Origin of the sequence: Kitasatospora sp. NPDC058032 (assembly GCF_042885845.1) — a bacterium.
Lineage (GTDB): Bacteria > Actinomycetota > Actinomycetes > Streptomycetales > Streptomycetaceae > Kitasatospora.
This window is the reverse complement of the sequence record NZ_JBHVRK010000014.1, coordinates 63,204-81,857: the sequence shown is the minus strand read 5'-3', so window position 1 is coordinate 81,857 and position 18,654 is coordinate 63,204. Positions and strand designations below refer to the sequence as shown.

General features: G+C 69.9%; 17 protein-coding genes and 3 pseudogenes. 12 read left to right on the top strand and 8 right to left on the bottom strand.

What is annotated here, in order from left to right; translation table 11 throughout:
* Positions 1–255: 255 nt before the first annotated feature.
* Positions 256–1,224 (bottom strand): cytochrome c oxidase assembly protein, encoded by a 969-nt coding sequence (locus tag ACFVUH_RS22535; RefSeq protein WP_355371906.1) that lies wholly within the window; start codon positions 1,222–1,224, stop codon positions 256–258.
* Between the two features lie 334 nt (positions 1,225–1,558).
* Here ACFVUH_RS22535 and ACFVUH_RS22530 point away from each other — a divergent pair, with 334 nt between their 5' ends.
* On the top strand, positions 1,559–1,792 hold the full coding sequence (locus ACFVUH_RS22530) for a hypothetical protein (RefSeq protein ID WP_387915081.1): 234 nt from the start codon (positions 1,559–1,561) through the stop codon (positions 1,790–1,792).
* Between the two features lie 95 nt (positions 1,793–1,887).
* Here ACFVUH_RS22530 and ACFVUH_RS22525 read toward each other — a convergent pair whose 3' ends face one another.
* Positions 1,888–2,307, bottom strand: a complete 420-nt coding sequence (locus tag ACFVUH_RS22525) for a nuclear transport factor 2 family protein (protein WP_387915080.1) — start codon at positions 2,305–2,307, stop codon at positions 1,888–1,890.
* Positions 2,308–2,609: 302 nt separating this feature from the next.
* Between ACFVUH_RS22525 and ACFVUH_RS22520 the strand changes: the two genes are divergently transcribed.
* Both ACFVUH_RS22520 and ACFVUH_RS22515 read left to right on the top strand, forming a co-directional pair.
* A complete protein-coding gene (locus ACFVUH_RS22520) occupies positions 2,610–3,782 on the top strand; it encodes an anion permease (RefSeq protein ID WP_387915079.1) in 1,173 nt (390 codons plus the stop codon).
* Positions 3,779–4,027 carry a hypothetical protein gene (locus tag ACFVUH_RS22515; RefSeq protein ID WP_355371912.1) on the top strand — a complete coding sequence of 83 codons (249 nt, stop codon included), beginning with the start codon at positions 3,779–3,781 and terminating at the stop codon, positions 4,025–4,027. Before ACFVUH_RS22520 ends, ACFVUH_RS22515 begins: the two co-directional genes overlap by 4 nt.
* Before the next feature lie 297 nt (positions 4,028–4,324).
* Here the strand turns inward: ACFVUH_RS22515 and ACFVUH_RS22510 are convergent.
* A pseudogene (locus tag ACFVUH_RS22510) lies at positions 4,325–4,513 on the bottom strand (2-hydroxyacid dehydrogenase); the annotation flags it as partial.
* Positions 4,514–4,853: 340 nt separating this feature from the next.
* Between ACFVUH_RS22510 and ACFVUH_RS22505 the strand changes: the two are divergent.
* Positions 4,854–5,276, top strand: coding sequence for an amidase (locus ACFVUH_RS22505; RefSeq protein ID WP_387915078.1), 423 nt, complete (start codon positions 4,854–4,856; stop codon positions 5,274–5,276).
* Here ACFVUH_RS22505 and ACFVUH_RS22500 read toward each other — a convergent pair.
* Entirely contained in the window at positions 5,249–5,623 is a 375-nt protein-coding gene (locus tag ACFVUH_RS22500) for an SDR family oxidoreductase (RefSeq protein WP_387915167.1), read from the bottom strand. The two genes, ACFVUH_RS22505 and ACFVUH_RS22500, sit on opposite strands and share 28 nt — an antisense overlap.
* On the opposite strand from ACFVUH_RS22500, the gene ACFVUH_RS22495 reads away from it, so the two are divergent.
* The 5 genes and pseudogenes from ACFVUH_RS22495 to ACFVUH_RS22475 all read left to right on the top strand — a co-directional run.
* Entirely contained in the window at positions 5,525–5,998 is a 474-nt protein-coding gene (locus ACFVUH_RS22495) for a hypothetical protein (RefSeq protein ID WP_387915172.1), read from the top strand. The two genes, ACFVUH_RS22500 and ACFVUH_RS22495, sit on opposite strands and share 99 nt — an antisense overlap.
* Positions 5,999–6,065: 67 nt before the next feature.
* A pseudogene (locus ACFVUH_RS22490) lies at positions 6,066–6,306 on the top strand (PIG-L deacetylase family protein); the annotation flags it as partial.
* A 180-nt stretch (positions 6,307–6,486) separates the two neighbouring features.
* Positions 6,487–6,891: a CU044_2847 family protein gene (locus tag ACFVUH_RS22485; RefSeq protein ID WP_387915077.1), complete on the top strand. Its 405-nt coding sequence runs from the start codon at positions 6,487–6,489 to the stop codon at positions 6,889–6,891.
* A gap of 37 nt (positions 6,892–6,928) precedes the next feature.
* The gene (locus ACFVUH_RS22480) at positions 6,929–11,071 is read left to right on the top strand and encodes a trypsin-like peptidase domain-containing protein (RefSeq protein ID WP_387915076.1); all 4,143 of its coding nucleotides are present in this window, start codon (positions 6,929–6,931) and stop codon (positions 11,069–11,071) included.
* 280 nt (positions 11,072–11,351) lie between these two features.
* A pseudogene (locus tag ACFVUH_RS22475) lies at positions 11,352–11,751 on the top strand (transposase); the annotation flags it as partial.
* A 97-nt stretch (positions 11,752–11,848) separates the two neighbouring features.
* Here the strand turns inward: ACFVUH_RS22475 and ACFVUH_RS22470 are convergent.
* Entirely contained in the window at positions 11,849–12,451 is a 603-nt protein-coding gene (locus tag ACFVUH_RS22470) for a TetR/AcrR family transcriptional regulator (protein WP_387915075.1), read from the bottom strand.
* A 63-nt stretch (positions 12,452–12,514) separates the two neighbouring features.
* On the opposite strand from ACFVUH_RS22470, the gene ACFVUH_RS22465 reads away from it, so the two are divergent.
* Positions 12,515–12,964: a hypothetical protein gene (locus tag ACFVUH_RS22465; RefSeq protein ID WP_355371945.1), complete on the top strand. Its 450-nt coding sequence runs from the start codon at positions 12,515–12,517 to the stop codon at positions 12,962–12,964.
* Between the two features lie 486 nt (positions 12,965–13,450).
* Here ACFVUH_RS22465 and ACFVUH_RS22460 read toward each other — a convergent pair whose 3' ends face one another.
* On the bottom strand, positions 13,451–14,431 hold the full coding sequence (locus ACFVUH_RS22460; protein ID WP_387915166.1) for a helix-turn-helix transcriptional regulator: 981 nt from the start codon (positions 14,429–14,431) through the stop codon (positions 13,451–13,453).
* 116 nt (positions 14,432–14,547) lie between these two features.
* Here ACFVUH_RS22460 and ACFVUH_RS22455 point away from each other — a divergent pair, with 116 nt between their 5' ends.
* Positions 14,548–15,489: an alpha/beta fold hydrolase gene (locus tag ACFVUH_RS22455; RefSeq protein ID WP_387915074.1), complete on the top strand. Its 942-nt coding sequence runs from the start codon at positions 14,548–14,550 to the stop codon at positions 15,487–15,489.
* Between the two features lie 382 nt (positions 15,490–15,871).
* Here the strand turns inward: ACFVUH_RS22455 and ACFVUH_RS22450 are convergent, their stop codons facing one another.
* The gene (locus ACFVUH_RS22450) at positions 15,872–16,555 is read right to left on the bottom strand and encodes a response regulator transcription factor (protein WP_355371953.1); all 684 of its coding nucleotides are present in this window, start codon (positions 16,553–16,555) and stop codon (positions 15,872–15,874) included.
* Positions 16,552–17,766, bottom strand: coding sequence for a sensor histidine kinase (locus tag ACFVUH_RS22445; protein ID WP_387915073.1), 1,215 nt, complete (start codon positions 17,764–17,766; stop codon positions 16,552–16,554). Before ACFVUH_RS22445 ends, ACFVUH_RS22450 begins: the two co-directional genes overlap by 4 nt.
* A gap of 143 nt (positions 17,767–17,909) precedes the next feature.
* Between ACFVUH_RS22445 and ACFVUH_RS22440 the strand changes: the two genes are divergently transcribed.
* A complete protein-coding gene (locus ACFVUH_RS22440) occupies positions 17,910–18,638 on the top strand; it encodes an ABC transporter ATP-binding protein (RefSeq protein WP_387915072.1) in 729 nt (242 codons plus the stop codon).
* Positions 18,639–18,654 lie beyond the last annotated feature (16 nt).

The window sequence follows — 18,654 nt, the reverse complement described above, 5'->3', positions numbered from 1 at the left end:
CCCGCCGGTGTCGCGCCGGTCCACCACCCCCACCGCGGCGCGCCCCACCCCCGGCTGCGCCGGGGGCCCCGGGGGTCCACCGGGGGCGCCCCGGGCGGCCCCACCGCGCACCACGGGGGCCTCCCGGCGTTTCCTCGCGGGGCCCGGGCGCCCGGGCCCCGGAACGCTCTCGGAAACGCCCCCGGAAACGCCTCCGGAAACGCCGGAGCCCCCGTCCGGATCGGACGGGGGCTCCCTCGACGCTGCCGCCGGGTCTCAGCCGGCGTCGGCCGCGGGGCGCCGGCTGCGCTGGTCCAGCGAGGCCAGGTAGGCGTTGTACGCCGCCAGCTCGGCGTCACCGCTGCGGTCCTCGGCGCGGTCGCGGCGGCGCGAGAGCCGCTGCTCCGAGCCCATCCACTGGTAGACCAGCGCGATCAGCACGATCGCGGTCGGGATCTCGCCGAACGCCCAGGTGATGCCGCCGGCGAGCTTCTGGTCGGCCAGCAGATCGGTGCCGGGTGGCGCCATCTCGGTGGTGAAGGTGTTCACCAGCTGGTGGTTGGCCATCATCACCGCGACGCCGAAGAAGGCGTGGAACGGCATGCCCATGAACAGCTCGATGATCCGCATCACATGGCCCGGCCGGTGCGGGCCCGGGTCCACGCCCATGATCGGCCAGAAGAACACCAGGCCGGTCGCCAGGAAGTGGACCATCATGAAGATGTGCCCGAGCCGGTACTGCATGAGGAAGTCGAACAGCGGGGTGAAGTAGACCCCGTAGAGGCTCGCGATGAACAGCGGGATGGTGAAGCCCGGGTGCGAGACCACCTTGATGTAGGTCGAGTGCAGCAGTGCCACCAGCAGCTCGCGCGGCCCGCGCGGACGCCCCTTGCCGGCCGGCCGCAGCGCGCGCAGCGCCAGGGTGATCGGCCCGCCGAGCAGCAGCAGGATCGGCGACAGCATGGAGAGCACCATGTGCTGCATCATGTGCGCGCTGAACAGCACCATGCCGTAGTCGTTCAGCCCGGTGCAGGTGACCAGGATCACCGAGCCGACGCCCAGCACCCAGGCCACCGTGCGTCCGACCGGCCAGCTGTCGCCGCGCCGCCGCAGCCGGACCACGCCGGTGAGGTACAGCGCGAGCGCGGCCAGGCTGCCGATCAGGAACACCCAGTCGGGGGACCAGGTGAGCACGTTGGAGAGCGAGAAGGGCCCGAGTTCGGTCATCCCGCCGTGGTGGTGCATGCCTGACATTCCGTCGCCCATCGGCGGGTCCCGCTTTCCCTCGTCCCGGCCCCTGGACGGGTCCGGTTCGCCCGTTTTGCTTCGGCATACAGCCTAGGCGGGCCTTACCCCGGCCGGTTCCCCGGCCCCCGTTCCGTCCTCCGTGTTCCGCCACGCGTGGTCGCGCGCGGGAGCGGGGTGTTCGTGCCAAGACGGTCCTGCGGACCTGGCGGGCGGACTTTTTTCCGGGAAATCCGAGAACCCTTTCCGAATGCCTTGGAATTCGGCATGGAGAGCGCCCGCAGGTGAATCCAGTGCGGCGCCCTGGGTAAGAAAACCCCAGGTCAAGTGGGGTGTGAAACGTCATGGTCTGGACCTCGGCCGCCTGTACGTGGTCTCCGGCCACGAGGAGATCCTCACCGTTCTCACCCACCCGGGCGCCGCCGTCGATCCGGCGGCCGTGGGCCTGCCCAGGGCCGGTTCGACCGCGCTCGCCGAGGTCGTCACCCGGATGCTTCCGATGCGCGACGGCGTCCTCCCCGCCCACGACGCCGACTGCCCGTCACCCCGACCGTCACACCGCCCGTAGACCGGTGCGAAGCAGGAGCACTGGCGTCAGCCCCTGGGGACGAGGGCCCGCTGCCCATCTGCTTCCGGCGCGGACGGCGGAGGCCGCCGTGGCGCTCAGGCCAGGCCGAGCTGGGCGGCGATGACGGAGCCTTCCGCGTAGCAGTCGAAGCGCTTGATCCTGCCGCCGACCAGCTCGAACACGTCGCAGCACGGGGCGTCCATGCGTCTGCCGGTCGGCGGGACGGTGCCGGTGGGCAGTTCCAGCGGGCCGAGGTGGGTGCCCTGCAGGCGCAGCTGCACGATCACCACGTCGCCGGTGACGTAGAACCGTTCGAGTTCCCGGTGCATGTCGGGGAAGGCCCTCGCGTAGACCTCGACCGTCCTGCCGAGCTCGTTCGCGCCGCGGTAGGTGACCGGAACCGACATGTCCGTGAAGGTTCCGTCCTCCGTGAACGCCGCGATCCAGCCGGCGACGTCCTGCTCCTCGGCGACCCGGTAGGCGCCGCGAATGATCTTCTCGTTCTCCGGTGCCATCTCGGGCTCCCTGAAACGTGTCACGCACGGTGACGAGCAGGCGCGAGGGCCGACGCCTTCGTGACCCCACCCTAGTCTTCACGGTGCGAAAGGGCGCCTTGCCGCGAGTGCCGCTCTCACCCACGGTGTGACGCCCGGGCAGCGGCGAGGGCGTCCTCGGCGTCGTCGGGATGCGCGTGCCCGGAGTCCGACGGGCCGAACGGGCCGAAAGGCCCTGTGAGGCGTGCGCAGTGTTGGCCCGATCGGGTGGTGGGCCTTCGCCCCTCGGTGCGCGGCCTCGGCGGGCGGGCTAGGTTCGGTGCGTGACCGGCAACGACGCGGTCCTGGCGTTGATGGTCATGACGGCGCTGGGCTTCGACTTCACCAACGGCTTCCACGACACCGGCAACGCGATGGCGACCTCGATCGTCACCGGGGCCCTGCCGCCGCGCGTCGCGGTCGCGGTCTCGGCGGTGCTGAACCTGGTCGGCGCGTTCCTGTCGACCGCTGTGGCGGCGACCATCGCCAACGGCCTGGTCGCCAGCGGGGACGTGACCTTGACCGTGGTCTGCGCCGGCCTGACCGGCAGCATCCTGTGGAACCTGGCCACCTGGTACCTCGGGATCCCCTCCAGTTCCTCGCACGCGTTGATCGGCGGGGTGATCGGGGCGACGATGGCGGCGGCCGGCACCTCGGCCGTCAAATGGCAGGGCCTGGTGTCCAAGGTGATCGTGCCGGCGGCGCTGTCGCCGTTCATCGCCGGCCTGGTGGCCGTGGTCGGCACCCTGCTGGTCGCGCGGATCACCCGGAACGTGTCCGAGCGCCCGCGCGAGAACGGGTTCCGGCTCGGCCAGATCGGCTCGGCGTCCATGGTGTCGCTCGCCCACGGCACCAACGACGCGCAGAAGACCATGGGCGTCATCACCCTCGCCCTGATCGCCAACGGCACCCTGGCACCCGGGGCGACGGCCCCGGACTGGGTGATCGTCTCCTGCGCGCTGGCGATCGCCCTCGGGACGTACGTCGGCGGCTGGCGGGTGATCCGTGCCCTGGGCAAGGGGCTGGTGGAGATCGCACCGCCCCAGGGGATGGCCGCCGAGTCGTCCTCCGCCGCGGTGATCCTCTGCTCCACCGACTTCGGCTACTCGCTCTCCACCACGCACGTGGCCACCGGATCGATCCTGGGCTCGGGAGTCGGGTGGAAGGGCGCCGAGGTCCGCTGGCAGCTCGCCCGCCGGATGGTGACGGCCTGGCTGCTCACCCTGCCGGCCGCCGCGCTGGTCGGCGCGGCGGCCTACTGGGTCGCGAACGGGATCGGCGGGACGGCCGGGGTGGTGGTGGTCTTCGTCGTGCTGGTGCTGGCGTCGACCGCCTTCTTCATCGCCTCCCGCCATCCGGCCGTGACATCGGAGAACGTCAACGCCGTGTGGACCGGCTCGGTGGTTCCGGAGCCGGTCGGGGTCGCGGTCGCGCCCAAGGACGAGGTGGGCTCGTGAACTCCTGGATCAACCTCGACGCGGTGTGGAGGATCGTCGTGGTGGGCCTGCTCACCGGCGCCGGCCTGCCCGCGCTCTTCGCCCTCGGCCTGCGCCTGCTCAACCCGCCCGGCGGCCCCACCGGCGGCCCGGCGGACGCACGCCCCGCCGCCGGACCGGCCGCCCGCACCCTGGCCGTACTGCTCTTCGCGGTGGTGCTCGCGGCGATCGGCTGGGGCATCTCCGTCATCGTCGGCCACCGCTGAGAGCACGCGCTGCGGCGCGGAGGCAGCGACGCCGGCCGGCGAACAGGGCACTCCGCGCCTGTCGGCGTCACCGCGGCCCGCCCCGCGTGCGCAAACGCGGATCACCCCCCGAGAGCGGGCTGTACGAAGTCGAACCCGACCGGGCATCGAACGGGTTGGACCTCCGGGGCAAGTGGTTCCTGGAGGAAGCAGGGTTGCCGATCAGCTGGGTCGTTTCGCGGTGCGGGTGTGCGTCCCCGGGGCGAAGGCCGGCGGGTTGTGGTGATCGGTGTGCGACGACCTGGCTTGTGAGTCGGGTCAGTTCTTCGGGACGAGGGTGTTTTCGTTGGTGTGGCCGGCGGCGTGGTCGTCGATGTTGCGGACGGTGGTGTCGATGATCTGGCCGACGGCGGTGTGGGTGAAGTAGGCCTGGTGGCTGGTGACGAGGACCTGGGGGAAGGTGATGAGGCGGGCGAGGGTGTCGTCGGTGATGCCGTGGATGTCGCGGCCGAGCAGGCCGTCGAGGCGGAAGTCGAACTCGCGGGAGCGCTACTGAACCGGTTCGACTGGGACGTGCACAGGGCGCTCGACGACGTACGCGAGTACGCCGTCTCGCACCCGGCCGACTTGGGCGCCGTGCTGATCGCGGACGACACCGGACTTCCTGACGAAGGGCACGCGGGCGGCCGGGGTGCAGCCGCAGTACTCCGGCACCGCCGGCCGCACCGAGAGCTGCAAGGTCGGGTCTCTCGAAGTACTGCTGGCTCTACGTCGGTTCATCCGTGCGGGGGATGGCAGTTGACCTGGTGGGCTCTCTGCTCTGGGCGGAGCATTTGGAGGAGTCGCCTTGGAACACACCTTCACGCTCAGCCTCGATGATCACCAGGCAGGAGCAGAGTCCTCGACCGTGCTGAAGTTCGTGGCTCTGCCTGCTGGTTGTGCCGTGCGGGCCGATGGGCCGTTTTTCTTGGAGTGCGAGCAGCGGGCAGAGACTCTCCTTGAGGCGGTCGGACAGGTCGTGGGCGCGGTGCGTGCGAGCGACGGGCTGTTTTTGAACGATTTGGGCGTGGAGAAGCTCGAGGAGTGGAGTGCCGACGGTCTGAACGGGTTCGGAGCAGAGACCGTCGCGCAGCTCCTTCTCCTCGCCGTCTACCGGGCGGAACTGCTGGGGTACACCGCGGACGACCTCGTGCGGTTCATCCGGTCCGTGACCAGTGCTCCATCAGGGACGGAGTCGAAAGGTCACCAGTCCAGGGGCTCGCGCTCGTAGAAGAGACTTCCGGTGGGGCCGTCGTCGGGGAGGGCCGCGAGCCATACTGGTGTGTCGGCCGCCTCCTCGGGGGTGCGGTCGGTCTGGCCGTAGGCCATGCGGGTCGCCATGCGCCCCGGAGAGGCGGCGTTGACGAGGATGCCGGTGCCGTCGAGCTCTGCGGCGGGGATCTGGGTGAGGGCGTTGAGGCCGGCCTTGGAGACCCGGTAACTCACGTTCCCGGTACCCATGTTGCTCTGTGATCCGAGGTGGCTGGTGATGTTGACGATGCGGCCGTAGCCGTTCTTCCGCATCTCCTGAGCAGCTGCGGCGGCGAGCCGCCAGGCGCCGAGGAGGTTGGTGTCCAGGGTTGCCAGAACTCGCTCGATACCGCCAACCGCCTGCCTGCGCTGGTCGTCGTCGACGAACCCACCTCCGCCCTCGACCCGCAGGCAGAGGTCGAAGCGTTCGAGCAGATCCGCCAGCTCACCGACCTGGGTATCACCGTCATTCTGATCACCCACCGCCTCGGCGCAACGGCGAAGGCCGACCAGATCTTCGTCCTCGACCACGGCCGGCTCTTGGAGGAGGGCAGCCACGCCGACCTCATGGCCCGCCGGCCCGCAACCCAGTACCGGGCGGCGTATCTGCTGCAGGCCCGCCAATACGACACCGACATCCCCCACCAGCGCGACACCGACCCGGCACAGGACACGCCGGCCCCCGCCCCGGAACCTTCCTGACCCTGCCGGGTGGGAACCCACCCGCCTCCACCATCTCCTCGGCCACACCACGACGAAGAGGACCTCCGTGCTACAGCCATCCGCCCTGCTCGCCGTCGTCGCCCATCCGGACGACGAGGCGCTCCTCGCCGGCGGGGTCCTCGCCCGGCACACCGCGCGCGGCGCACGGACGGCGGTGGTCACCGCCACCTGGGCCCCGGACACCCAACGCGCCGCCGAACTCGCCGACTCCCTGGAGATCCTGGGCGCGGGGCCAGCCAAGAATGCTCGGCTACGCCGACCACCGCGTTCCGGAGTCCGTACCCGGCCAAGAGTGGCTTGATGAGTGCGGCGACGCCCTCGCCGGGGCGGCGAACCTTGATGCGGGCGACCGCCAGGTCCTTCTGCCCGAGTCGGTGGACCTGTCCCGCCGTGGTCCGGGCGGATCCCCTTTCTTTGGTTCATCCGTTTTCTCGGTGCCGCCACCTTGCCGCGAGTAGCTTGTCGGTGTGGCCGCCACGGGAATGCGGCAGGGGAGGGAACTGATGGGGCAGCAGTTGGCGCGGGTGCCGCTGGACGGCGGGGGCTCGGTCCTGGTCGAGGCCGCGGACGGTGCGATCGGGCCGGTGAAGGCGGGCCGGGTCGGCGATGCGATCCGTGAGCTGCCGACAGGGTTGAGCGCCGCCCTGGAGCCGGTCACCGATCTGGCCCGCACTGTGCTGGCTCGGTTGCGCGATGCGGGGCCGGCGGAGCTGGAGGTCGAGTTCGGGGTCGATCTCGCCACGGAGGCAGGGGTCGTGATCACCAAGACGGCCGCGAACTGCCATCTGACCGTGAAGCTGACGTGGCGCAGGGAAGACGTCGACGCCGACACCGGTCCTATCCGCGCACCGGGTGCCGCGGCGGCGGACTGATCCCGTGGATACCGGGCGTGGCGCCCACACTCCCGATGTGCTGACCGCCGCGGTCGCCCAGATCCGCGACGGGGACGGGACGGTGCTGGGAACGGGCTTCCTGATCGCCGAGAACTTGCTGATCAGCTGCGCACACGTCCTGGACGACGGTGGCTACGGTCCCGGGGACGTGGTGCAGCTGGTCTTCCCACGCCTGCCTGGTACCCCGGCGCCGACGGGCCGGGTCCTGGAGGAGGGGTGGCGCGACCGACGGGAGGAGGACATTGCCCTGGTCCTGCTGGACGACGTGCCGGTGGGCACGGCCCCGCTCGTGCTGGGATCTGCGGTGGGCTGCCGTGGGCACCGGGTCCGCTCGCTCGGCTTCCCCGTCCAGGCCCCGCCAGGCGGGCACTTCGGCTCGGCCGAAGTCGTCGGGCTCCTGCCGGCTGCCGACCGGGCCGGTGATCTGCTGCAGCTGACCGGTGCCAACGACCTGACCACCGGGTTCAGCGGCGGGCCCGTCCTCGACGAGGCGACCGGCCTGGTGGTCGGCATGGTCACCGCGATAACAGCGCCTGACGGCCGCGGCCGGGGTCAGGGAATCGCCTACGCCACACCAACCGAAGTGCTGCGGGGGGCTCGGCCCTCGCTCAAGGTGGGCGACGTATCGCCGTACCGAGGGCTTGAGGCGTTCGCCGCCGAGCATGCCCGCTGGTTCCGAGGCCGTGAGGAGGCTGTGCGCCAGGCCGTGGCGATGCTGGGGGGCGGGCCGCGGGTGGTGCTGCTCCTCGGGCCTTCGGGAGCGGGCAAGTCCTCCCTGGTCCAGGCAGGGGTGCTTCCCGAGCTGGCTGGCGGGGCGGTGCCGGGCAGCAAGCGTTGGCACCGGACGGTCGTACGGCCCGGCCCCGACCTGCAAACTGCCCTTGAACAGGCCGGACTGCCCGTGGACGCCGACGCCGGCGACGGGGCGACCCCGGTCGGCCGACTGAAGACCGGCCCGGCCCATGAGCGCGTGGTGCTGGTCGTCGACCAGTTCGAGGAACTCCTCGCATCCGCGAACGGACCCCGGACGAAGGCCCTCGCAGCACTCACCTCCCTCGCCGGGGCGATCCGGTCCACCATCCCGGCACCCGATGTGGTCCTCGTCCTCGTCATGCGCGACGACTTCTACCCCCGGCTGTCCGCCCTGGCCCCCGAACTGCTGCAGGCCGCGTTGGACGGGCGCGGCGTACTCAATGTGCCCGCCGTCCTGACCAGTACGGAACTGACCGCGATCGTCACCGGGCCCGCCGGCGACCTGAAGGTCGACTTCGAAGCGGGGCTGGCACAGCGGATCGTCTCCGACGTCCTGGCGCTCAATCCCAGTACTGCAGCCGGCCTTGAGGCCCCGATCACCGTGCTGCCACTTCTGGGAGTCGCGCTCAGCCAGCTCTGGGAGAGCCGCCTCGACCATGACGGCCGCCTCACCCACGACGCCTACCGCCGCATCGGCGCCGTCACCGGAGCCCTGACCGAGTGGTGCAACAGCGCCCTGGGCGAACTCGACGAACACCAGCAGCGCATCGCCCAACGGGCCCTCACCGCCCTCGTCCACCCCGCCGACGAGGCCCTGAACATCCCAGCAGCACGCCAGCAGCTCCCACTCGGCGAACTGCGCGAACTCGCCGCTGACGACGACGACACACCCCAGGCACTGGAGGCCGTCGACGAAGTCCTGACCGTCCTCTCCCGGCACCGCGTCATCACGACCGACCGGGTACAGGAGCCGGGGCCGACCGACCCAGCGGTCGGAACACCGATGGCCGAACTGATCCACGACGCGCTCATCCGCGACTGGCCCACCCTGCGCCGCTGGATGGAGCAGGACGCCCGGTTCCACGACTGGCTCCACCGTGCCCGCACCCAGTACACCCGCTGGCAGGAACAGCACGACCCCCGGGACCTGCTCGCAGGAACGCTCGTCGCCGAGGGCACGGACCTGGCACGCCACCGCCGTCTGCCCGCCGAACTCGCGGCATTCCTGGACGCGGGCCGACGCCGCCAAGAAGCCGCTGTACGGAACAGCAGGCGCCTCAACGCCGTTCTGGCGACCTTCCTCGTCCTGGCCATGCTCACCTCGGCGGTGGCGTTCTGGCAGCGGCAGAAAGCCACCGCCGCCCAGCACACTGCCCAGTCCCGACAGCTCGCAGCCCAGTCCACCGCACTCCTCGACACAGACTCGGACCTCGCCTCCCTGCTCGCCGTCGCCGCATACCACACCGACCCGACTGCAGAGGCCGCCACCGCCCTCCGCGCCGCCGCCGCCCTTCCCCTGCGCCGCCGCCTCACCGGCCACAATGGCGGGGTGAACGCGGTGGTGTTCAGCCCCGACGGCCGTACCCTCGCCACCGCCGGCAGCGACGGCACCGCGCGGTTGTGGGACATGGCTACCGGCAAGGCCATCACCACCCTCACCGGCCACAGTGACGGGGTGAACGCGGTGGTGTTCAGCCCCGACGGCCGTACCCTCGCCACCGCCGGCGACGACCACACCGCGCGGCTGTGGGACATGGCCACCGGCAGGACCCTCGCCACCCTCACCGGCCACACCGACATCGTGAACGCGGTGGTGTTCAGCCCCGACGGCCGCACCCTCGCCACCGCCGGCCGGGACGGCACCGCGCGGCTGTGGGACGTGGCCACCGGCAAGACCACCGACCGCCTCACCATCCACAACTACATCGTGAACGCGGTGGTGTTCAGCCCCGACGGCCGTACCCTCGCCACCGCCGGCAGCGACCACACCGTGCGGCTGTGGGACGTGGCCACGGGCAAGGCCCTCACCACCCTCACCGGCCACACCGACTTCGTGAACATGGTGGCGTTCAGTCCCGACGGCCGTACCCTCGCCACCGCAAGCTTGGACGGTACTGCGGGGTTGTGGGACGTGGCCACCGGCAAGGCCGTCACCAGCCTCACCGGCCACAATGACGCGGTGAACGCGGTGGTGTTCAGTCCCGACGGCCGTACCCTCGCCACCGCCGGCAGCGACGGCACCGCGCGGTTGTGGGACGTGGCCACCGGCAAGGCCGTCACCACCCTCACCGGCCACCGCTACACCGTGGGCTCGGTGGTGTTCAGTCCCGACGGCCGCACCCTCGCCACCGCCGGCTTGGACGGGACCGCGCGGTTGTGGGACGTGGCCACCGGCAAGACCACCAACACCCTCACCGGCCACACCGACATCGTGACCGCGGTGGTGTTCAGTCCCGACGGCCGCACCCTCGCCACCGCAAGCCGGGACGGCACCGCGCGGTTGTGGGACGTGGCCACCGGCCGGACCATCACCACCCTCACCGGTGCCGTGCGCTCGGTGGTGTTCAGTCCCGACGGCCGCACCCTCGCCACCGCCGGCTACAACAGCACCGCGCGGTTGTGGGACGTGGCCACCGGCAAGGCCCTCGTCACCTTCACCGGCCACAATGACACGGTGACCGCGGTGGCGTTCAGTCCCGACGGCCGCACCCTCGCCACCGCAAGCTTGGACGGTACTGCGGGGTTGTGGGACGTGGCCACCGGCAAGGCCGTCACCAGCCTCACCGGCCACACCAAGAGGGTGACCGCGGTGGCGTTCAGCCCCGACGGCCGCACTCTCGCCACCAGCAGCTGGGACGGCACCATGCGGCTGTGGGACGTGGCCACCGGCAAGACCACCAACACCCTCACCGGCTACACCGGTCTCGTGGGCTCGGTGGTGTTCAGCCCCGACGGCCGCACCCTCGCCACCCCCGGCAACATCGGCGCTGCGCGGTTGTGGGACGTGGCCACCGGCAAGGCCGTCACCAGCCTCACCGGCCACACCGACATCGTGAACGCGGTGGTGTTCAGTCCCGACGGCCGTACCCTCGCCACCGCTGGCCGGGACGGCACCGCGCGGTTGTGGGACGTGGCCACCGGCAAGACCACCGACACCCTCACCGGCCACAATGACGCGGTGAGCGCGGTGGCGTTCAGCCCTGACGGCCGCACCCTCGCCACCGCAAGCCGGGACCATACCGTGCGGCTGTGGACCCGCGTGCCGCCAGCTGCGGCGATCAGAGCAATCTGCGACGCTGTCGCCCGCGACCTTGCCCCCGAAGAGAAGACGGTGTACCTGCCACCCGATCAGGCCGGCCAGTCCGCCTGCCCGCAGGGCTTCGAAAACCAACTGCCGATCGGATAGGACCGATCCGAAACCCGAAGTCACCCCGTACCGCGCCTGCTGACCTGCTGACTGGGCCTGCTGGCAGCGACAGGGCCACACGTTCCCGTGTCTGATCAAGAGCGAGAACGACGGGCTGCCCCGGCGGCTCTGCCTCCAACGCACCTTCAACTGCCATCCGTAATGCCGATCTCATTCTGAGAGAGAGTTTTGCGAGGCCTTGAGTGGTTCGTCCATTGTGTCGAAGTCTGGCTCTGGCCAAGGGGGTTGATGTTCGGTGAGGATGCGGTCTGCTGTAGGCATGGGCGAGCGCAGTCCCTACCCGAGCGAGCTGTCGGATGAGGCGTGGGAGCTGATCCGTCCGGTTGTCATCACCGCCGGGAAGGGACGGCACCCGTCGGTCAGCGGGCACCAGGGCCGGTACAAGATGCGGGAGATTCTCAACGCGATCCTTACCAGGCCCGCACCGGTTGCCAATGGTGTTACCTGCCGCACGACCTCCCGCCGCCCAGCGCCGTCTACTACTACTTCGGCACGTGGCGCGACGACGGCACCGCCGGGCTGTCCACGACCTGCTGCGCCGGCAGGTCCGTGAGAGCCGGAATCGGCACGAGGACCCCACCGCGGTCGTCCTGGACTCCCAGACGGTACGCACCTCGACGAACGCGCCCAAGGAGACGACTGGGCTGGATGCGGGAAAGCCGAAATCCAGCGAGGGGCCCGGGGCGAGATCATCGGATGACGCCGGCTCACCGGCATACCCGTACCGCGTCGGCCCGGTGCCCGCGGTCGCCGTAGTCACCCCGCGCCGGAGGCCAGGGCGCAGGCGGCGTCGGCGAAGTACTGCTCGTCGGCACCGTGGGCGAGGCCGAGGATGACGCCCTGGCTGAGGCCGACGAACAGTGCCCTGAGCGCGATGACCAGGCGTCGCGCCTGATGCGACGTCACGACGCTCCCGTTGTGTGTTCTTCCGGCGAACAACCCGACCAGCTGGTCCTCCTGTGTCCGGACGGACGCGGCGAGCTGGGATCCCAGCTCGGGGTCGTGCATGGCCATGTCCAGCAAGGTGATCTGCAGCGACAGGCCGGACAACGCCTCGGGGGCGTCACAGCTGCGCCGGTAGTACCGGGCGAAGGCATCGACCGCTTCCAGCAGATCCAACCCAGCGGGAACCGCTTGCTCGATCTCTTCGTAGTGCGGCCGCAGATAGTCGGTGACCAGGGCGACCACCAGACCGTTCTTGCTGCCGAACAGCGAGTAGATGGCGCCGGTGGTCAGGTCGGCCCGCTCGGCGATCTCCTCAAGCCTGGCGCGGTACCCGTCTCGGGAGACGACCTGGAACGCAGCGTCCAGCAGAGCACGGCGGTTACGTTCCTTGCTCTCAGCTCTCTTCGTTCTCATAATCCCATTATTGTAGTAACTGAGTTACGGAACTGCGAGACAGGCAACAGGGGAGGAACGCTCATGACCCAGACCCAGACCCAGACCCAGACCCAGGCCGTGCCATCGACAGGGCCACGCCGGACGGTGGGGATCATCGCCGACGGCGTCGTCAAGGTGTTGCTCGCTGCCGCCTTCATCATCGGCGCTGCCCCGCTCGGTCATCTGCTCAGCGCGCCCGCCTGGCTGATGGTCGTCTCAGGCATAGCTCTGCTGATCGGCGGTGGGATCGAGATCAGGTATGTGAACAGCCGCCCGGTGCGTACCTGTACGCGACTCATGGTTGCCTACGACAGCGGGTGGGTGTTGGCGGCGCTTGCCGGCCTGCTGATGGCATGGCGGGGCAGCGGCGCCGGAGGTGAGGTGTGGATCGGATACCAGACGGTCGCTCCCATCGCGCTCGCCGCACTGCTGGTAGCCGCCACCCCCGTGCAGACGACTTCGGACACCCGCGCAGGGGACTCCGCACCCTGATCCTGACTTCGGCACAACGGGCGAACCACTCAAGGCCTCGCAAAACTCTCTCTCAAGTCCTGGGGAGTTCCGGGACTGGCTGGAGGAGCACCACGCGACTGCCTCCGAATGCCGGGTGGGCATGTGGAAGAAGGGAACGGGCAAGCCCACGCTGAGCTGGTCGGAGGCGGTCGACCAGGCCCTGTGCTACGGCTGGATCGACGGCCCACGGGCCGGCCTTGGCCGCCCATGGCCCACGGCCCGTGATCGACGGCGCCGCCTACGAGGCGCCAGCCGCCGCCACAACCTGCTCCGCCCGTCGCGGCCTCGACCTCGGAAGCGCGCCGAGTGCGCGCCGAGTGCGTGGCGATGCCGGCCCGGCACGAGACGGTCCACCCCGCAGCGAGCCAGGCCGGCAGATCCGCCGACCCGTGACCAGGCGACTGCCGGAACGGACAAACCCACCCTATTGAGCGGAACTGTTCTCGAAGCCCTGCCTCGTCCGTTTCAAGACGGGTGAAGGTCTCCGCTGGTGCGCGGCCGGCCGTATCGTTCGACGAGGGCGTTGCCGATCGAGGCCAGGTGGTCTCGGACCCCCGGAGGGTCGGTCACCTCGACCCATTCGACCAGCCCGGAGAGCTCGCCGGCGAGGATGTACTCATTGGGGCCGCGGATCACGACCGCGATGCGGCCATCGGTCGTGGAACCTCCCACGTCGAGCCGGTCGCCGAGCGCCATCCGGAGTATGCCTATCCCGTCGGGTGTGCATACCGCCTGGACCTCCAGCGGCGTTCGTTTGCGATCGACCTCTTTGGCGATCTCGTTCCAGCTCTCGGCAAGGTCGAACTCCTCGGGTCGGTGCACAGGGTCGCCGGTCGGGTCGGCGGATGACACGCGGTCGATCCGGAAGACCCGTCGGCCGGTCTCGGTGTTGGAGACGAGGTACCACACAGGACCTTTGGCGACGATGCCCAGCGGGTGGACGGTTCTCCGGGTTTCGACGCCTTTGCTGTCGACGTAGCCGAGCGACACCTGGACGCCGCTGATCACCGCGTCCTGGAGTTCGTCGAGGAAGCGAGGCGGCCGGTGCTCGATCCGGCTCGCCCCCCATCGCTGCGGGTCTACGACCAGCGACGCCGCCGCTGCCTCGGCCTGCACCTGGAAGGGCTTCGGTAGGGCATGGACGAGCTTGCGCAGAGCTGCTTTCATCGCCGGCGTCGCATCCGAGGCCGGGCCGACAGCCAGGAACAGGGCGCGGGCCTCACTGGCGGTCAACCCGGACAGGTCGGTACGAGCACCGCCCACCAGGCGCCAGCCGCCGCCTCGGCCCTGCACGGAGTACACGGGCACCCCGGCCATGGCCAGGGCGTCGAGGTCACGGCGGGCGGTCCGCTCGGAGACGTCCAGCTCTCGGGAGACCTCCGCGGCTGTCACCTGCTCGCGCCGTTGGAGCAAGAGGAGTATGGCCACCAGTCGATCGGATCGCATGCTGACAAAACTCTCATGGAAACCGGTCATGAGGTGACCGGTTTAGGTATCAAGATGGCGACATGACCTCATCGAGGAGGTCGACCGCCAGCGAACGCCCCCAGGGAGGAAATGCAGTGATCAATCAAGCAGAATTTCCCGAGCCCACCCTCATCCAGGTCAACGGTGTGGAGCTCGAAGTATTCGAAGCAGGTCGAGAGAACAAGGGCAAGCCCATCGTGCTCTGCCACGGCTGGCCGGAGCACGCCTTCTCCTGGCGTCACCTGATGCCCGTCCTCGCAGCGGCCGGCTACCACGTCATCGCACCGAACCAGCGGGGTTATGGCAACTCATCCCGCCCGACCGAGGTGACGGGCTACGACATCGAACACCTGACGGGTGACCTCATCGCGCTCCTGGACCACTATGGCTACGAGGACGCCACCTTCGTCGGCCATGACTGGGGTGCGTTCGTCGTCTGGGGGCTGACCCTGTTGCACCCCGACCGGGTGAACAAGCTGATCAACCTGAGCCTGCCTTACCAGGAGCGCGGAGAAACGCCGTGGATCGAGGTCATGGAAACCTTCCTCGGCGGCGACTTCTACTTCGTCCACTTCAACCGGCAGCCGGGCGTCGCGGACGCCGTATTCGACGCCAACACCTCCCAGTTCCTCCGCAACCTCTACCGGAAGAACGTGCCCCCCGCACCCCCTGAGCCGGGCATGGCATTTATCAACCTCGCCAAGGCGGAAACACCACTCGGTGAGCCCATCATGAGCGACAGCGACCTGGCCGTCTACGTCTCCGCGTTCGAGACGTCGGGATTCACGGGCGGCATCAACTGGTACAGGAACCTCGACCGCAACTGGCGCCGGCTGGCGGACGCGGACCCGATCATCAAGCAGCCCGCCCTCATGATCTACGGCGACCAGGACTTCGCGATCCCGAGGTTCGAAAGACTGGCAGAGTTCGTGCCCAACGTGGAAGTGGTCGGCCTGGACTGCGGTCACTGGATCCAGGAGGAAATGCCAGAAGAAACCAACCAGGTGATTTCGGAATGGCTGCAACGGCAGGGCTAGTGTCCTGTGATCCGGTTCGTATCACCTGAAGAGCAGGTGCTCGCCGACGGGGGGCTCCGGTCGTCGGCTGTGCGCGGACGGCGGCCAGGAGCTGCCCGGCCTGCTGGTACACCTCCCGCTCCTCGGCGGCGGTGAGGGCAGTGCGGATGACCGGGGTGCCGGGCAGGGCGGTGGTGATGACGAGCAGCGAGGAGGCGTCGGCGGCCAACAGGGCCGGAGCCCGGCCTTCGCTGTGACGGAGCACGCCAGTTTGCGAGCGAGGGGTCCCGCACCAGCGGGCTCTTTCCGCCCGGAGCACTCGACTGCGAGAAGTGTGTGCCGGAGGGACGCTGCGTCAGCATCAGTTCCCAGATCGAGTCGCCCCAGTTCTTCTCATCCTGCCCTACCGTCTGCGCGGGACGAGTCCGGCCTCGAAGGCGATGATCGCCAGGTGGACGCGGTCCCGGGCTTCGAGTTTGGCGAACAGACGCGCGACATGCGTCTTCGCCGTCGCCGCGCTGATCACCAACCGCTCGGCTATCTCACCGTTCGACAGTCCCTGTCCGACCAGTGCCAGCACCTCGCGCTCCCGGTCGGTGATCCCCGTGATGAGACGTGAGTCCGCGGCGGGCTCGGCGTCCGGTTCGGGGGACGCGGGGCTGGATGTTCCGGCGAAGTCCGCGATCAGCCGTCGGGTCACGCTCGGCGCGATCAATGCGTCGCCGGCCGCCACCACACGGATCGCGTCCAGGATCGCGTCCAGGGCCATACTCTTGAGCAGGAATCCGCTGGCCCCGGCGCGCAGTGCGCCGTAGACGTACTCGTCGTCGTCGAAGGTCGTCAGCACCAGCACCTTGGGCGGGTCCGGCTCGGCGGTCGCCTGCCGGGTCGCCTCGATCCCGTCCATGCCCGGCATCCGGATGTCCATCACCACGACGTCCGGCCGCAGCTCACGCACCAGGCGCATCGCCTCGCGGCCGTCGCCGGCCTGGCCGACCACCTCCAGGTCGTCGGTGTCGCCGATCAGGATCCCGAGCCCGACCAGCATCAGCGGCTGGTCATCGACCAGCAGCACCCGCACGCTCATGCCGGAATCCTCGCCGCCACCCGGAATCCGCCCTCCGGACGCCGGCCCGCGCTGAACTGACCGGACAGTAGCGACACCCGCTCGCGCATGCCGAGCAGGCCGAAGCCGCTCCCGCCGACCGCCGCCGGGGGCCTCGGACGGCCGGGCCCGCCGGGACCGTCGTCCCCGTCGTCCACCACCTCGATCGTCACTCCGGTCGGCTCGTAGCCGACCGCGACCCGGCAGGTCCGCGCACCGGAGTGCCGCACCACGTTCGTCACCGACTCCTGGACGATCCGGAAAGCCGACAGCTCGATCTCCGGCGGCAGTGGACGCTGCTCGCCCTGCCAGGTCACGTGGACCCGCACCCCGGCATCGGCCGTGCGTTCGGCGAGCCGCGGGACGTCCGCCAGGCTGCCGCCCGGCGCCAGCGGAGCGGCCTGCGGCATGGCGTCGTCCGGCTCGGCGCGGCGGAGCGCTCCGAGCATGCGCTGCAGCCCGAGCAGCGTCTCCCGGCTGGTGGTCTCGATGCCGGTCAGCGCCTGCCGCGTCTGCTCGGGCCTCGTCTCCACGACGCGCGCCGCCGCTCCCGACAGCACCGTGATGATCCCGATGCTGTGCGCGACGCTGTCGTGCAGTTCGCGGGCGATCCGCAGCCGCTCGGCCATGACGGCGCGGGCCTCGGTCTGCTCGTGCAGGGCTTCGAGGTATTCACGGCGTTTGCGGTACACCCCGCCGAAGACCCACGCGACCGCGAACACGAACGCGAGCTGCCCGGCCCGCGGGGCCGCGTAGCCGACGGATTCCCTGTGGTAGCCGAGGGTGCGCTCGGCGAACACGGTCGCGACGGCCGCGACGGAGCCGACGGCGGCAGCCGTCGGCCGCCGGGCGGCGAGGTGTCCGGCCAGGACCAGGAGCAGGAGGAGCACGATCCAGGGGTTCGCGCCGATGAGGTCACCGAGGGCTGCTTCGCCCAGGACCACCGCGAAGACCGCAGCGGGCAGCCGGCGCACCAGCAGGACCGGAAGGGCGAGCACGACGCAGAGACCGATCATCTGGTCGGGCCCGAGGTCGGGGAACCGGAACAGGCCGCCGGAGCGCCGGAGCTGACCGAGCGGCATCGTCCAGAAGAGCATCAGCGAGTAGAAGCCGGCGGCGGCCAGCACCACGGCCCGTGACGTCAGCCAGGTCACGGGTTTCGATGTCGAGAAACGCTGGAGCAGCTCTTCCATGCGGAGATCGTATGGATTGGTGTCGGCTCTGCGCGTCACCCCGGGGATGTACGCGGGGTACGCCGCCGGGCCGACGGCCTGGGAGAGAGGTGACATCCGCCGGCCGACGCGATGGACCATGGCCCGTTCCTAGGTTCGTGGCCATGACGAATGAGCCGATGATCGATCTCCAGGACGCGACGAAGAAATATGATGACGGCCCGCCCGCGCTGGCCGGGGTGACCCTGTCCGTGGCGGCCGGTGAGTGCGTGGCGATCCTCGGCCATTCCGGCAGTGGCAAGTCGACGCTGCTGAACCTGGTCGCGGGTCTGGACAAGCCTTCCAGCGGCACCGTGACCGTCGACGGCATCCGCGTCGACCAGCTCGGCGAGGCCGATTCGGCGAAGTACCGCCGGGCCTCCATCGGCATGGTCTTCCAGTTCTTCAACCTGCTGGACGACCTGACCGTGTTGGACAACGTCATGGTTCCGGCGCAGCTGGCCGGGATGGGCAGGAACGAAGCGAAGCGGCGGGCCGTCGACCTGCTCGGCTCGCTGGGCATCGACCGGCACGCCGATGCCTATCCGCAGCGGCTGTCCGGCGGGCAACGGCAGCGGGTGGCGGTGGCCAGGGCCCTGATGAACGACCCGGCGCTGCTGCTGGCCGATGAGCCGACCGGCGCGCTGGACTCGCGCTCGGCCGAGGACGTGCGCCGGCTGCTGCTGGAGCTGAACGCCGACGGCCAGACCATCCTGCTGGTGACCCACGACGTCCAGCTGGCCGCGAACACCGCGCGACGCACGATCGAGCTGGTGGATGGTGCCGTGGCCCGGGACGTGGTCAACACGGTCAGCGGCGCCACCTCCAACAGCTCGGCGGGAGCGGTCCGATGACGGGGCTCCCAGCGCT